At 34.1% G+C, this 15,653-nt stretch carries 13 protein-coding genes and 1 pseudogene; 12 read left to right on the top strand and 2 right to left on the bottom strand.

Going from position 1 to position 15,653, the window contains the following annotated elements; all coding sequences use genetic code 11:
* A pseudogene (locus B3J44_RS05950) lies at window positions 1-281 on the bottom strand (hydrogenase accessory protein HypB); the annotation flags it as partial.
* A gap of 8 nt (window positions 282-289) precedes the next feature.
* Complete coding sequence (locus tag B3J44_RS05945; RefSeq protein ID WP_286966776.1) at window positions 290-631, bottom strand: hydrogenase maturation nickel metallochaperone HypA; 342 nt, start codon at window positions 629-631, stop codon at window positions 290-292.
* A 162-nt stretch (window positions 632-793) separates the two neighbouring features.
* Here B3J44_RS05945 and B3J44_RS05940 point away from each other — a divergent pair, with 162 nt between their 5' ends.
* The 12 genes from B3J44_RS05940 to B3J44_RS05885 all read left to right on the top strand — a co-directional run.
* Complete coding sequence (locus B3J44_RS05940; RefSeq protein ID WP_198856444.1) at window positions 794-1,921, top strand: hydrogenase small subunit; 1,128 nt, start codon at window positions 794-796, stop codon at window positions 1,919-1,921.
* Between the two features lie 17 nt (window positions 1,922-1,938).
* Window positions 1,939-3,675 (top strand): nickel-dependent hydrogenase large subunit, encoded by a 1,737-nt coding sequence (locus tag B3J44_RS05935; protein WP_286966773.1) that lies wholly within the window; start codon window positions 1,939-1,941, stop codon window positions 3,673-3,675.
* A gap of 16 nt (window positions 3,676-3,691) precedes the next feature.
* Window positions 3,692-4,438: a Ni/Fe-hydrogenase, b-type cytochrome subunit gene (cybH, locus tag B3J44_RS05930; protein WP_286966771.1), complete on the top strand. Its 747-nt coding sequence runs from the start codon at window positions 3,692-3,694 to the stop codon at window positions 4,436-4,438.
* A gap of 30 nt (window positions 4,439-4,468) precedes the next feature.
* The gene (locus B3J44_RS05925) at window positions 4,469-4,978 is read left to right on the top strand and encodes a HyaD/HybD family hydrogenase maturation endopeptidase (RefSeq protein ID WP_286966769.1); all 510 of its coding nucleotides are present in this window, start codon (window positions 4,469-4,471) and stop codon (window positions 4,976-4,978) included.
* Between the two features lie 10 nt (window positions 4,979-4,988).
* Entirely contained in the window at window positions 4,989-7,262 is a 2,274-nt protein-coding gene (gene hypF / locus B3J44_RS05920; protein WP_286966767.1) for a carbamoyltransferase HypF, read from the top strand.
* 3 nt (window positions 7,263-7,265) lie between these two features.
* The gene (locus B3J44_RS05915; RefSeq protein WP_198856449.1) at window positions 7,266-7,892 is read left to right on the top strand and encodes an FKBP-type peptidyl-prolyl cis-trans isomerase; all 627 of its coding nucleotides are present in this window, start codon (window positions 7,266-7,268) and stop codon (window positions 7,890-7,892) included.
* Window position 7,893: 1 nt separating this feature from the next.
* Window positions 7,894-8,970: a hydrogenase formation protein HypD gene (hypD, locus tag B3J44_RS05910; RefSeq protein ID WP_286966765.1), complete on the top strand. Its 1,077-nt coding sequence runs from the start codon at window positions 7,894-7,896 to the stop codon at window positions 8,968-8,970.
* A 6-nt stretch (window positions 8,971-8,976) separates the two neighbouring features.
* Window positions 8,977-9,693: a sulfite exporter TauE/SafE family protein gene (locus tag B3J44_RS05905; RefSeq protein ID WP_286966764.1), complete on the top strand. Its 717-nt coding sequence runs from the start codon at window positions 8,977-8,979 to the stop codon at window positions 9,691-9,693.
* Between the two features lie 162 nt (window positions 9,694-9,855).
* Window positions 9,856-12,264: a TonB-dependent receptor domain-containing protein gene (locus B3J44_RS05900; protein WP_286966762.1), complete on the top strand. Its 2,409-nt coding sequence runs from the start codon at window positions 9,856-9,858 to the stop codon at window positions 12,262-12,264.
* 145 nt (window positions 12,265-12,409) lie between these two features.
* Window positions 12,410-12,841 carry a hypothetical protein gene (locus tag B3J44_RS05895; RefSeq protein WP_198856453.1) on the top strand — a complete coding sequence of 144 codons (432 nt, stop codon included), beginning with the start codon at window positions 12,410-12,412 and terminating at the stop codon, window positions 12,839-12,841.
* A 176-nt stretch (window positions 12,842-13,017) separates the two neighbouring features.
* A complete protein-coding gene (locus B3J44_RS05890) occupies window positions 13,018-14,796 on the top strand; it encodes an AMP-dependent synthetase/ligase (RefSeq protein WP_198856454.1) in 1,779 nt (592 codons plus the stop codon).
* A gap of 120 nt (window positions 14,797-14,916) precedes the next feature.
* A partial coding sequence (locus B3J44_RS05885) for a hypothetical protein (protein ID WP_286966759.1) occupies window positions 14,917-15,653 on the top strand: 737 nt, incomplete at its 3' end.

Raw genomic sequence — 15,653 nt, 5'->3', positions numbered from 1 at the left:
CCTCTGTTTCTTTCGGCAGTAAGCTGATTTTTAAATAAAATATCTTTCTCCAACTGTACTATATTAACTTCATGAGAATGCGAATTCCCATAATTATGGTCATGCTGATGGTCATGACTGTCATGGTCATGGTCATGATCAGAATGGTGTTCATGATGATGATCTTCGTGATCATGGTGATGAAAATGTCCAGAATGATAATGAGAGTAGGAATTTTTATCTCCGATTTTAGTAAACCTAATTTCGTTTTCATCAGAACTGCAACCGCAAGTGGTACACATAATTAAATTTATTTAATGATTATTTTCTTTATTTTCAACTCTTTTCCTGTTATGATTTCTTTAAAAGGACTGTTACAATTTGGACAACTGTCAAAACTTTTTTCGATATGGAATTTCGTTTCACATTCAGCGCATTTTGCTTTTCCTTCAGGTTCTTCTATAAACAATTTCGCATCTCTTAAAACGGTTCCGTTTATGCATTGCGGCCAGATAAAATGAAAAGAACCCATTTCAATGCCAGATAATTTTCCTATTTGCAAGTAAATCTCTAAGGCTTTGTTTCCTCCTATTTTATCTACCTCTTGTTTAGCAATTTTTACGATTGAAGTAACTATAGAAAGTTCATGCATAATTTATCTGTTCTTTAAAATATATTTCAATTTCGCAAGGTATCAACAAAAGAAATCCCAAAAACTGATATTTATCACATTCATAGCAACAATATTTAAATAATTTTAAAATCCTTTTAAACACACAAAAAGTCTTTTTATCTATAATTTAAAACATAACGGATGGAGGAAAAAAACAAAGAAAACGAAACCTATTACAATAGTATTGAAAGACAAGGTTACAACAGAAGGGATTTCTTAAAGTTTGTAGCTTATATTGGAGCCTACATGGGCGTTCAAAGTTCTGCAATTGGCCAGATAGCCAAAGCGCTAGAAACTACTCCGCGTTTGCCTGTAATTTGGGAGCATTTTCAGGAATGTACCTGCTGCAGTGAATCCTTCATTCGTTCTGACCATCCTATTGTTGCAGATATTATACTAGACAAAATTTCTTTAGACTATACTTTGACATTAATGGCCGCATCTGGTCATCAGGCTGAAGCGGCTAAAAAAGCTACTATGGAAAAATATAAAGGAGAATACATCCTTTGCGTTGAAGGTTCTATTCCGATGGGAGCTGATGGAAACTATTGCTGTATTGGCGGCCGAAGTGCTGTAGATATTCTTAAAGAATCTGCAGCAGGAGCAAAAGCTATTATTGCTTGGGGAAGCTGCGCTACATCTGGTTGTGTACAAGCCGCAAAACCAAACCCTACTGGAGCTGTGCCAATTCATAAAATCATAACAGACAAACCTATTATAAATGTTCCTGGCTGTCCTCCTATAGGCGAGGTAATGGCTGGAATTATTGTGCATGTGGTAGCATTTGGAAAACTGCCTGAATTAGACAGTTCTGGACGCCCAAAAGCTTTTTATTCAAAAAGAGTTCACGACAGCTGTTACCGCAGACCTTACTTTGATGCAGGATTATTTGCAGAAAATTTTGATGATGAAAATGCGAAGAAAGGTTATTGCTTATACAAAGTAGGCTGTAAAGGGCCAAGTACTTATAATGCTTGCGGCAATATGAAATGGAATGGCGGTGTTAGCTATCCTATACAATCTGGTCACGGCTGTATTGGCTGCAGTGCTAAAGATTTTTGGGATGCAGGAAGTTTTTATTCCAGAGATGCAGCTGTAAGCCCTGGCAATATTGAAGCTAATGCAGATACTCTGGGAAAAATTGCTCTTGGAGGCGTAGCTGCAGGAATTGGAGTTCATGCTATACTTTCGAATGTATCGAAAAGAAAAGAGCTTAATCAGAGAATTAATCAAGGAACTGAAAACGAAAAACACTTAGAGGATTTATAATCTAATAAAAATAAAACATGGCAGAGCGAATAGTAGTAGATCCAATTACCAGAATTGAGGGACATCTTAGAGCCGAAGTAGAAATCTCAGACGGCACAATACAAGAAGCTTTCCTATCTTCTACAATGGTTAGAGGTTTAGAAAATATTGTAAAAGACAGAAACCCAAAAGATGTTTGGGCCTTTGTGCAAAGAACCTGCGGCGTATGTACATCAACACATGCAACGGCATCTGTACGATCTGTGGAAGATGCGCTTGGAATTGTTATTCCGCCAAATGCAGAAATTGTTAGAAATATCATGTTAGGCTCATTATACCTTCATGATCACGTAGTGCATTTTTACCATCTGCATGCTTTTGATTGGGTTGATGTACTAAGCGGACTAAACGCCGATCCTGTAAAAACATCTCAATTGGCTCAATCCATATCCAATTGGCCCAAAAGTTCACCTGGTTATTTTTCTGATTTACAGAAAAGATTAAAAAAATTTGTAGCCAGCGGTCAATTAGGAATTTTCGCAAATGGATACTGGGGACATCCACAAATGAAATTGCCTCCAGAAGCCAATTTAATGGCAACTGCACATTATCTGGAAGCATTAGAATGGCAAAAAGAAATTGTCAAAGTTCACGCTATTTTTGGAGGCAAAAATCCGCATCCTAATTTTCTTGTGGGAGGAATGGCCTGCTCTATTAATCTTGATGATGCTAGCGGTTTAAATGCTGAAAGATTGGCATTTGTAAGACAATTGCTGGAAGAAGGAAAACGATTTGTAGAACAAGTTTACCTTCCAGATGTTTTAACCATAGCAGGTTATTATAAAGACTGGGGCGCCATTGGAGGCTTTCATAACTTTATGACTTTTGGTGATTTTCCAACACAAGGGTATAATAACACCAATAATGATACTTTTAAATTTCCGTCGGGAGTTATTCTAAATAAAGACCTCACAAAAGTACACGATCTAGATCTGAGAGATTTAAAAACTGTAGAAGAATACGTAAACAATTCTTGGTATGATTATGAAGGAGACGGCAATACCGGAAGGCAGCCTTGGAGCGGAGAAACCAAAATAAATTATTCTGGTCCAAAACCTCCTTATACGCATTTAAATGTTGATGAAAAATACAGTTTTATTAAAACACCAAGGTGGAAAGGCCATGCTATGGAAGCTGGCCCTCTAGCTAGAATGTTAGTAGGATATGCATCGGGAAGAGAAGAATTCAAAGATACTATCGATGCTGCATTATCCAAACTTCAAATTCCTGCAGAAGCTTTATTTTCTACTTTAGGCAGAACTGCTGCAAGAGCATTGGAATCGAAATTAGTGGCTGGCTGGAATCTCGAATTCTTTGACCGTTTAATTGAAAACATTAAAAATGGAGATACCAAAATGGCCAACATGGAAAAATGGGAAACTTCAACTTGGCCTAAAGAAGCTCAAGGAGTTGGTCTTGTAGAGGCACCAAGAGGTGCATTAAGCCACTGGATCGTAATAAAAGATGCAAAAGTTGCGAACTATCAGCAGGTAGTTCCTTCGACTTGGAATGCTTCTCCGAGAGACCCTAAAGGACAACGTTCGCCGTATGAAAGCAGTTTGTTAAATACACCTGTCGCTAATCCAGAGTTGCCATTAGAAATCATTAGAACCATACATTCATTTGATCCTTGCATTGCCTGCGCTGTTCACTTATATGATGAAAACGGCAGTATCATTAAAGAAGTAAACGATATCTCAATCTGTACCGTATAATTTAAAATTGTTAAACATGCCAGCAAAAACTAACGATTATAAAAGAGCCTACATATGGCAGCTGCCTATACGCATTTTTCATTGGGTAAATGCATGGGCTATTACCGGACTAGTGGCTACGGGGTTTATTATTGGCAATCCGCCAGGTATAATTTCGACTAGAGAAGCAACAAACCAGTTTTGGTTTGGGTATGTCAGAGAAATTCATTTTGCATGTGCTTATCTATTAGTAGCCGTAATGATTTTAAGAATTTATTTTGCTTTTAAGGGAAATAAATATGCCAGCTGGCGTGTGTTTTTTCCTTTCAAAAAAGAAGGTTTTAAACGAATGTGGCATGTTATAAAATATGATATTTTTCTGCAAAATGAACATACAAATGGCTCTCCATCGGGAGCCGTTGGGCACAATAGCGTAGCCGCAGCCTCTTATTTAATAATGTTTGTTATGGCGCTAGTTATGATTGCTACGGGTTTTGCAATGTACGCTCCAACCTCAACTTGGTTTTTTCCTAAAATGTTTGGCTGGGTAACCAATTTTGCTGGTGGTGATCTGAACGTCAGAACTATACATCATTTTACCACTTGGACTTTTATATTGTTTGCTATTGTTCACATTTATTTAGTCTTCTTTCATGACTGGCTTGAAGGACTAGGTGAAACGTCGGCAATGGTCAGCGGTTATAAGTTTGTACGAACTGAAAGAATAAAAAAAGACGAAGATTTAGAGAAAAAGATCGAAATCGTTGAACAGGAAAAAATTTAAATCGTTTCATCGATTTCAAAATAAAATTAGATGCAGGAAGAAATTATTGCAAAAAAAATAGATGAGTTTCACACAGATGGAAATGAGATTTTAGTACTTGGAATTGGAAACTATTTAATGGGAGACGAAGGTGTTGGCGTACATTTTATAAACAGAATAGACAAAACCCAATTTCCCGAAAACATTTCATTTATTGATGGAGGTACAGGTGGCTTTACTTTGATTCCTTATATAGAAAATCATAAAAAAGTAATCATTGTAGATGCAACGATGGATGGTAAAGATGAAGGAACAATTACGCTCTTAAAACCTCGTTTTTCAGAAGACTTTCCAACTGCATTAAGCGGACATAATTTTGGACTTAAAGATATGGTTGACATTTTATCAATGCTGAATGTCATGCCCGAAATCTCTCTGTACACAATTACAATCCTAAAAATGGAACCTATGTCTATGAACCTTTCACCAAAGGTAGATGAAGCAATCCAAAAGGTTACCCTTCAGATTATTCAGCAAATTGAAAATTTTAAAAATACATAATTCACTTTTTTTGAATCCTACATTTCAAATAACAATTTCAGGCAGTGTGCAAGGTGTGGGCTTTCGTCCCTTTGTATATAATTTAGCAATCAGCTATAATCTGAAAGGTTATGTTTCTAATAATGAAAATGGAGTCATTATCATAGTGCAGGAAAAATCGCCTACTGTAACTGAATTTTATAAAGAGCTTAAAAAAAAGCATCCTAAAAATGCTAAAATAAAACACATTGAGATTGTAGAAATTTTGAGAGATGAAACATTTGATACTTTTTCTATAAGACCAACTGAGAAAAACATCGCAATCAATGCTCCTCTAACTCCTGACTTTGCAATCTGTAAAAACTGTAAGAGTGAGGTTTTAGATCCAAAGAATCGACGTTATTCGTATCCTTTTATAAGCTGTACGTCATGCGGACCAAGATATTCTATTGCTAGAAAGTTTCCTTTCGAAAGAGAAAACACAAGTTTAAATGAATTTAAAATGTGTAAAACATGTCTTGACGAATATAATAATCCCAAAGACATTCGTTTTCATTCTCAGACTAATTCATGTCCTGAATGCGGTGTGAGAATTTCATTTACAGACAATAAAGGAAACATAACAAAGGGAACAAATAAAGAAATATTTGAAGCTCTTTGCGAAAAACTTACAGCAGGAAAAATCATTGCCGTAAAAAACATCACCGGCTACCTACTCTTATGTGATGCAACAAATCCTAAAGCAGTTCTAGAATTACGAAACCGAAAAAAACGTCTCACAAAACCATTTGCAGTTTTGTTTAAAGACATTAAACAAATAGAAAATTATCTGTATTGTCAGAAAGCAGAAAAAAAAGCAATCACTTCCTGCCAAGCTCCAATTGTAATTTTACCACTAAAAAAGAAAGCGGACTTAGCTATTACAGAAATCAGTCCCGCTATAGAAACTGTTGGCGCTATGCTGCCGAATTCTGGCATTTTACATTTAATTTCAAACTTGTTTCAAAAACCATTTGTGGCAACTAGTGGCAACTTTAATGGCGCAGCGATCTGCATGAACCAAAGTGAAGCTTTAAAATCATTAAATTCTGTTGCCGACTTTTATTTACATCATGATTTAGAAATTCAACATTCGCAAGATGATTCTATATTAAAATTTTCAAAAAAGCATAAGCAAAAAGTAATATTGCGCCGAGCGCGTGGTCTTGCTCCAAATCTCAATTTGTCTTTTTTAGCTCCGAGGTCAGAAAAACTGCTTTGCTTAGGTTCAGATCTAAAAAACACTATTACAATTACACCAAACGAACAGACCTACATAAGCGAATACATTGGAGATCTTGCAAATTATGATACTTATAACAGATTTGAAAAAAAGATTAATAGTTATTTGACTTTTTTCAATTTTTCACCACAAAAAATTATTTATGACCCGCATCCCAGTTACCAATCTTCCAATAAAATTTCAGCTTTCACATTCGAAAACAAAACTATAGAAACGCTTACAATACAGCATCACGAAGCACACTTTGCTGCTATTTTGGGTGAGAAAAATTTATGGAAAAAGCGCAAAATATTAGGAGTTATTTGGGATGGAGCTGGTTTTGGAAGCAATACAGAGATATTTGGCAGTGAATTTTTTGAATATAATCTTGGACAGATTAACAGAATTGGGCATTTAGAATATTTTCCGTGGATTTTAGGCGATCAAATGTCTAAGAATCCAAAAATTGCAGCATTCTCGATCAGCAGAAACAATCGTCACTTTCAGCAACTTTTCAATAAAAACGAAATCAAAATTTATTCGAAACATATTGAAAATAGTGCAATAAAAACTTCTTCGATGGGACGCTTATTTGATGCCGCTGCTTTTATATTGGGCTTTAAAAATCCAATTTTGTTTGAAGGCGAAGCTGGAATGTATCTCGAAAAACTAGCTCAAGAAGCTTTTAGCAAATCTACTGTAAAATTGAAAGATTACCTGCAAGACGAAAAAATCACAAATCTGATTCCAACAAAAACACTTTTGTTAAATCTCAATAAAGCAATAAAAAACAATAACCAGATAGAAAACGCCGCATTAAATTTTCATTACACTTTAGTTAAATGCATTGAAAAAATAGCCAGGCACAAAAAATCAAAACATCTCGCATTTAGTGGCGGCGTTTTTCAAAATACGGTCCTTATTGATTTAATAATTGATCATTTAAAACCAAAATACAAACTGCATTTTCATGAAATGCTTTCTCCCAATGACGAAAACATTTCATTTGGACAACTGAGTCATTATTTACACTTAAAAAATTAAAACATGGATATTCTTGAATTATTAGGGCATATTGGGAAAACAGAAGAAAAAGACAAGATTTCTTACTCTACTGGTGTTGTTATGGCATTGAGTCTTAAAGACATTGGTTTTGAAGAAATAATGTATGAAGATTTTATTGACGGCATGAAATCTATTTTTGAGAAATCAAGTGAAAAAATCTCTCCAAAGCGTTCTATTGAAATTTTCAATAATTATGTTGCCCTCTTACAAGAAGAACTAAAAGTAAAAAATGCCGCAATAGGAACTGCTTTTTTAGAGAAAAATGCTTTAAAAGAAGAAATTACTTCTCTAGCCAGCGGTTTGCAATATGAAATTTTAGAAGAAGGCACAGGCGAAATTCCAAAAATATCAGATACAGTAAATGTTATTTACGAAGGTTCTTTGTTAAATAAGACCGTTTTCGATTCTACTAAAGATTCTGGACCACAAAAAATGCGTGTATCAGAAACCATAAAAGGCTGGCAGGAAGCTTTACAATTAATGCCCGAAAAATCAAGTTGGAAAATTTACATTCCGCATCATCTTGCGTATGCCGAGATTGGTGCACCGCCAATGATACAGCCCAACTCTACTTTAGTGTTTACTATTAAGCTCTTAAACATTGTCTGAAATGAAATATCTTTCTGAATATCGAAATCCTGAACTCGTAAATTATTATTTAAATGAAATTCATAAAATTACCACTAAACCTTGGAATATCATGGAAATCTGTGGTGGTCAGACACATTCATTGGTCAAAAATGGATTATTAGATTTGCTTCCCAAAAATATTAGAATGATCCACGGACCAGGTTGTCCCGTTTGTGTTACTCCAATTTCATTAATAGATAAAGCAATCGAATTACTGAAAAAAGGTGTCATTTTATGCTCTTTCGGAGATATGATTCGCGTGCCCGGATCTTCTAAAAGCTTGCTTCAGGCAAAGGCCGAAGGAGGAGATCTTCGAATTTTATATTCACCTTTGGAAGCTGTAAATATTGCTTCAAAAAATCCAGATAAAGAAGTCGTCTTTTTTGCTGTAGGTTTTGAGACTACCGCACCAAGCAATGCTTTGGCTGTAATCTATGCTCAAAAATTGGGTCTTGCTAACTTTAGTTTATTAGTCTCTCATGTATTGGTTCCGCCAGCTATGGAAGCTATTTTATCTGATGAGTTTTGTACCATTAATGCTTTCCTAGGAGCGGGTCATGTATGTATAATTGTTGGGCTGGGAGATTACTATCCTATAGCTAAAAAATATAAAATTCCTATTGTGGTTTCAGGATTTGAGCCTGCCGATATGGTTCAGGCCATTTATCATACCGTAGTTCAATTAGAAAAAGGAGAATACAACGTAGAAAATCAATATACCAGATTAGTAAAAGAAGAAGGCAATGTAAAAGCCAAAGAAGTTGTTGATAGTGTTTTTACAATTGGAACTCAGGAATGGCGAGGAATTGGTGTAATTAAAGATAGTGGACTTGTAATGCGAGCAGAATATAAAATGTATGATGCTAACCAAAAGTTTTCGATCACAACTTTGCCCAAAAATATAGATCAATACTGTATTGCCGGACAAATTTTAACAGGACATAAAAGACCAAATGAATGTCCTGAATTTGGAAAAAAATGTAAACCGTCCAATCCTTTAGGCGCACCAATGGTTTCTTCTGAAGGTGCTTGCGCGGCCTATTTTAATTATTTGTAAAAAATTATGATTGGATTTCTGATTACGATTTACGCTGGATTAGAACATGCCTTTGAAGCTGATCATTTACTGGCTGTAAATAATTTGGTTACTAATAGAAATAGAATCAAAGATGCTTTGAAAGATGGAATGTTCTGGGGTGTTGGCCATACTTCCACAATTTTTTTAGTGGGCATTATCATGATTGGCTTTAAAATTTCGATAAGCGAAAATATATTTAGCTATCTCGAAGCCATTGTAGGTTTGATGCTTATTGTGCTGGGAATAATTCGTTTGTTTAAATTATTGTACAAGAAAAAACATTCGCACACCTATTACCATAGTCACGAGCATACGCACAGTAACGGAGTTACGCATACACACATGCACGCTCACACCTACTATCATTCGCATCCTATTGCCTCTTTTAAACATGCCCATTTTGATGAATCAACAAATTATAAAACAGCATTTGGCGTAGGACTGGTTCATGGTTTGGCAGGGAGCGGATCTTTGGTTATTTTGGTTATTTCGCAAATGAAAACTCCATTAGAAGGATTACTTTATATCCTAATTTTCGGAATTGGTTCTATAATAGGAATGTTTATCGCTGCTGGATTATTTAGTATTCCGTTTACAAAAAGCATTCTCAAATCTCAAAAATTGCAATATGCCTTAATAATAATTTCTTCGGTAATATGCATCATCTTCGGCTTCAAGATTGTTTATACCAATTTATTTTAAAAATTAAGTTTATTCAGATATAAAAAAATGCTACGACGCTATCCCCATGTCGTAGCTTTTTTTTCTTCATTAATTATACTCTAATTAACATATAAGAATAGCTTAATGATATCTTAAGGCTATTTTTAAAGCTTCATTTACTGCGATAAATATCTTTGCTTCATGAAAAATATTATACGCAAATTATACCTCCCAATTCTCTTATTTACTTTAAGCCAATTTTCTTTTGCTCAAAAAACAGCAATAAAAGGAACCATCACCGACGGAAAAAACCCTATAGAATTTGTTGATGTTATTTTAAAAAGTACAGCCGATTCAACAAAAACTGCTAATTATACCACAACAGATGTTTCTGGCAATTTTGCTCTAGAGAATGTAACTTCTGGAGAATACCTGCTTCAATTTAAATTAATCGGTTTTAAAATAAGTACTAAAAAGATAAAATATACAGGCACGACTATTTCACTCGGCACTATCATTTTGCAAGAAGATGCAAATCAGCTTAATACTGTAGTTGTAAATTCACAAAAAAAACAGATTCAAAAAACTGCAGAAGGTTTTGTTTTTAACGCAGTTTCAAATATTTCGCAATCAGGAGGAACGGCAATTGATATGCTAAAAAATATTCCAACAGTTTCGGTTGATGCAGATGACGCCATTTCGTTAAGAGGAAAAACGCCTTTAATTTTAATCAATGGGAAAAATTCTGCTATTACTGATATGAATCAGATTCCTGCAAGCAGTATTGAAAGCATCGAAATCATTACAAGTCCGACTGCAAAATACGATGCTAATGCAGAAAGTGGTATTATCAATATCAAACTTAAAAAGAATAATCTTAACGGAATAAATGGTGCTGCAGTTCTTGGTGGCGGTTTTGGAGCAAAAGGAAGATTAAGCAGCTCTGCTCTTTTAAATTATAAAAACGACAAATGGAATGTTGGCCTTGCTTACGACAATCGTTTTGCAGGAAGAACAAAAAGTATTGAAGGCGACCGAACAAACTATTTTATTCAAGACGAACATTATATCCATCAGACTCGAAGTGACCAACGTACAGAAGGTTTACAAAATCTAAAATTCAATCTTGATTTTTCTCCAAACGAAAGAAACACTTTCTCTTTTGAAGCGCTTGGAAATCTTGAGAACAAAGACAATGAAGAGACTTTAAAAACGAATGTTTATAACGATTCAGATGCCTTTTTCTCTGCTAACCAACGCCATTCTTCAGAAATCCAAAAAGCTAAAGCCGCAGAGTTTTCGTTAAATTATGACCGAAAATTTTCTGATGACAGAAAAAGTTTAAATGCAAACATTACCAGTTCTTTCAATTTTGGCAGAGAAAACACAAATATCGATACCAATAATTACGATGAAAATGGAATGCTGATTGGTGACACATTTTGGCAAAAAACACATAATTATGGGAAAGAAAATATTTCAAATGCTATTGTAAATCATGCTTTTCCAATTTCAGAAAAATCAACCATTGAAACAGGCTATAAAGGAACTTTTAGATTTTTTAATTCTGATTTTCAAACCGCTGATTTAATTAATGGCGATTATGTAGTTAATCCGCTTGCAAGTAATATTTTTGATTTTAATGAGCAAATAAATGCCTTTTATGGACTTTTAAATTCGTACTCTGGTTCAAAAGACAATCAGAAATGGAAATATAATGTCGGACTTCGTGCAGAACAAGTTTCAAATAATGGAAAAACAGAAAATGGAAGTGATAATTTTTCTAATCATTATTTAAAACTTTTCCCTTCGGCATCTGTTCAATTGAATTTGCAATCTGACGAATTTTTAAAATTTGGTTATAGTAAACGTATAAATCGCCCAGATCTAGATGATTTAAATCCTTTTGTTGATATTACCGATGCATTAAATCCTCATAGTGGAAATCCTTATTTAAAACCAGAAATTATTCATATTGTAGAATTAAATTATAATAAAGAATGGGATAAATATTCGCTTTCTGGAAATGCCTTTTATAGAAATGCTAACAATACCATAAGACAATATTCCACATTGCAAGATAATGGAGTTGTTTTATTACAGCCTCAGAACATTGGAAACATGGTTACCTATGGAGTTGAAGGTATTTTTAGTCTAAAACCATTCTCTTTTTATGATGCCAATATTAGTTTAACGGCTTTTCAGCAAAACATTAGTGCAACCAATTTACCACAATCTGAAGATGTTGTCAATAGTGCATTCAGTTGGTACGGAAAAGTGATCAATAACTTTGCCCCGTGGAAAGATGGAAAACTACAAATTATAGGAAACTACAATTCTGCTGTTGCAACTCCACAAGGAAAAAGAATCCCGATTTACAATGTTGATATGGGATTTCAGCAAAAATTAGGAAAAGGAAATGCACGATTAGGCTTAGTTGTAACCGATATGTTTAACACATTAGAAAGCGGTTATAAAAACAATACTTTATTATTTAAAAGCAATAGAACTTCAAAATCTGACACAAGAGCTTTAATGATAACGTTTGCTTATACCTTTAGATCAGATTTCAAAGAAAAATTACTAGAAAATCAGTTTTCAACGGAGTAAAAACTGACATAGAATCATAAAAAAAGAAAAATTTCATTCTTGTATTTTTAAGCTATTATTCTATTGAAAAATTGAATTATATTCGCCAAAAGAAATCAGCTCGACAGATTTTTTTAAGCCCGAAAAACACTTAATCCTACATAGAATGAAATTTTTACATTTATTAGTGGTCACACTATTTTTTACTGCCTTTCAATCGTATTCACAAGTACACGTTGATCAGATCATCCATAATTCTAAAGAACGTTACATTACCACAACTATTGGCTATCCAGTTCCAGGAACTTTTGCACCATTGAACCAAAAAGAACCTATTACAGTTTTAAATCCAGACGGAACAGGTTTTATTCAGGCCGAAGATTTAAGCAAACAAAAAATAAACTGGGGAATAGAATGCACAGAAGAAGGTGTTCCTGTTTTTAAAGAAGGATTCAACAGTGCAACTTATACATTTTGGTACAGACCAAATGACAGTGAAGAATGGTATTACTCTCAATTCTCTATTCATTTTGCCAAAAAGAAAATGTTTTTAATGGGCGAAAGAGTAAAAACTTACGAAGATTATAACGTGCAATAACTTTCAAAAGCATCTTCAAATTAAATTTTTCTTGATTTTTTGGAAATTTCACGGCGAAAAAGAAAACGTTTTCGTTGATTTTTAATAGTCTCTATAAATTTTCCCATTAAATTTTATAAAACTGAAAATCATACCCAAATTTTATTTAATTTGCAATAAAATTCAATATATTAAACATGGTTTCAATCACACGCCTTTTTGATTTTCCCTATTATCAACAAGAAACTTACAACCTTCCAGTTGCTCTTGCAACCAAAAAAAATGGAGTCTGGGAAAAAACATCTAGCCAAGAATATATTGCAAAAGCAAATGCTGTTTCGAGAGCATTATTGCGTATGGGCGTTCAGAAAGATGATAAAATCGCATTAATTACTTCGAACAACAGAACGGAGTGGAATATAATGGATATTGGTATTTTGCAGACTGGTGCTCAAAATGTTCCTATTTATCCAACTATCGCAGAAGAAGATTACGAATATATTTTAAACCATAGCGGTAGCATTTACTGTTTTGTTTCTGATGAAGAAGTATTACAGAAAGTAAATGCCATAAAAGCAAATGTGCCAACTTTAAAAGAGGTGTATTCCTTTAATGAAATTGCAGGCTGCAAACACTGGACAGATTTACTTGCACTTGGTGAAGACGAAAGCAATCAAAGCGAAGTCGAAGCTAGAAAAGACAGCATTAAAACAGATGATTTAGCTACTATTATCTACACTTCTGGAACAACAGGAAGACCAAAAGGAGTTATGCTTTCGCACAAAAATATTGTATCAAATGTTTTGGACAGTGCGCCAAGAATTCCGTTTGATCCAGGAAAAAGCACTGCATTAAGCTTCTTGCCTATTTGCCATATTTTTGAAAGAATGATTTTGTACATCTATCAATATTATGGTGTTTCAGTTTATTTTGGAGAATCGATCGATAAAATTAGTGACAACTTAAAAGAAGTTCGTCCAACTGTCATTACAGCTGTACCAAGACTTTTAGAAAAAGTTTACGATAAAATTTATGCTAAAGGAGCCGAATTAACTGGCATCAAGAAAAAACTGTTTTTCTGGGCTATTGATTTAGGCTTAAAATACGAACCATACGGAGCTAACGGATTCTGGTATGAGTTCCAATTAAAAATTGCTCGCAAACTAATTTTTAGCAAATGGAAAGAAGGTTTGGGAGGAAATCTAGATTTAATGGTTTCTGGAAGTGCCGCTTTGCAACCACGTTTAACGAGAGTTTTTGCTGCTGCAGAAATTCCAGTTATGGAAGGTTACGGTTTATCTGAAACATCACCTGTAATTGCAGTTAACGATCAAAGAAACAGAGGTTTTAAAATTGGAACTGTTGGAAAACCAATTCGTAACCTTGAAGTTAAAATTGCTGAAGACGGAGAAATTTTATTAAAAGGACCAAACGTAATGTTAGGTTATTATAAAGATCCTGAAAAAACGGCCGAAGCAATTATCGATGGTTATTTCCATACAGGAGATATTGGAGAAATTGACAGTGAAGGTTTCTTGAAAATTACAGATCGTAAAAAAGAAATGTTCAAAACTTCTGGAGGTAAATATATCGCTCCACAAATGATTGAAAATGCCATGAAACAATCTCGCTTTATTGAGCAGATTATGGTTATTGGTGAAGGTGAAAAAATGCCTGCAGCCTTTATTCAACCCAACTTTGAATTTGTAAAAGAGTGGGCTAAAATTCATAAAATTACTTTAGGAAGTACAGATGCTGAAATTTCTTCAAATCCAGATGTTATTAAACGAATTGATGAAGAAGTAGAAAACATCAACAAAAAATTTGGTCACTGGGAACAAGTGAAACGCATTGAGCTAACTCCAGATGTCTGGTCAATCGATGGTGGGCAACTTACTCCTACCTTAAAATTGAAACGAAAAATTATTAAAGAGATTTATAAAGACCTTTATGCTAAAATCTACGGAAACAATTAATAAATCAAAATAATATAACCAAAGCGAAAAGGCCGTCTCAATGAGATGGCCTTTTTTAGTTTTAAATATTTTTTTGTCTGAATATTTTTTAACTATTTTTAATCTACTAAAAATAAAATAATGAAAGAATATATCGACAATATAAATTGGTCAGAAGTTTGGGAGTTTTCAAAACAGTTTATCCTGCCTAACATAGGTTGGTTTATACTCTGGATTGTTTTATTTATTGTTCTCGGGATTATTTTAGGCATTCTTTTCAATGTGTTTTTATATCGAAAAAATTTCTTTTACCGCGACAAAAAATATTACAACTGGTTTGCCAAACTCTGGATTCCGTATTTCCTAATTGTCATTCTCTATTTTATGACAATGATTGGCTTGTTCTACGGAACGCATTCTATTTTACGCAGCGAAAACAAGAACATTGCCGCTAAGATTTATTCTAACACTTTTGGAACCACATTTTCATCTGAAAAAGAGAAAAAAGATTTTTTGCATGCTTTGCAACTGCTTTCAAATTCTTCAGAAGATGCCAGTAAAACGCTTACTAAAGCATTTGCATCTTATATCAAACAAAACAATAGCGGTTTAAGCACTTTAGATAACTTCAAAAATTCTTCGACTTCTTACTTGCTTGAAAAATACGAATCGGATGTTTACAGTGCTTGCGTCTACGGGTTTATGAAGGCTGTCGACAAAAAAGCCGACATGAAAAATGTAAAAGACATTAATTATGCCGATTTTAAAGCTGCTTTGGCAAAACTAGATCAAATTGAACCTCAAAAGATTGAACTCTCCTTACAATCAGAAATGGGGCGAAAATTACAATCGGTACAGAACTTTGTTTTTTATGGAAT

It is taken from the genome of Flavobacterium sp. UBA4854 (assembly GCF_002399805.1).
Lineage (GTDB): Bacteria > Bacteroidota > Bacteroidia > Flavobacteriales > Flavobacteriaceae > Flavobacterium > Flavobacterium ginsengisoli.
This window is presented reverse-complemented; position numbering and strand designations above follow the sequence as displayed.

Coding starts and splice junctions, on each gene's coding strand:
- B3J44_RS05900 (WP_286966762.1), top strand. CDS start 9,856: ATGAAAAATATTATACGCAAATTATACCTCCCAATTCTCTTATTTACT.
- B3J44_RS05895 (WP_198856453.1), top strand. CDS start 12,410: ATGAAATTTTTACATTTATTAGTGGTCACACTATTTTTTACTGCCTTT.
- B3J44_RS05945 (WP_286966776.1), bottom strand. CDS start 631: ATGCATGAACTTTCTATAGTTACTTCAATCGTAAAAATTGCTAAACAA.
- hypD (WP_286966765.1), top strand. CDS start 7,894: ATGAAATATCTTTCTGAATATCGAAATCCTGAACTCGTAAATTATTAT.
- B3J44_RS05915 (WP_198856449.1), top strand. CDS start 7,266: ATGGATATTCTTGAATTATTAGGGCATATTGGGAAAACAGAAGAAAAA.
- B3J44_RS05890 (WP_198856454.1), top strand. CDS start 13,018: ATGGTTTCAATCACACGCCTTTTTGATTTTCCCTATTATCAACAAGAA.
- B3J44_RS05935 (WP_286966773.1), top strand. CDS start 1,939: ATGGCAGAGCGAATAGTAGTAGATCCAATTACCAGAATTGAGGGACAT.
- B3J44_RS05905 (WP_286966764.1), top strand. CDS start 8,977: ATGATTGGATTTCTGATTACGATTTACGCTGGATTAGAACATGCCTTT.
- cybH (WP_286966771.1), top strand. CDS start 3,692: ATGCCAGCAAAAACTAACGATTATAAAAGAGCCTACATATGGCAGCTG.
- B3J44_RS05925 (WP_286966769.1), top strand. CDS start 4,469: ATGCAGGAAGAAATTATTGCAAAAAAAATAGATGAGTTTCACACAGAT.
- B3J44_RS05940 (WP_198856444.1), top strand. CDS start 794: ATGGAGGAAAAAAACAAAGAAAACGAAACCTATTACAATAGTATTGAA.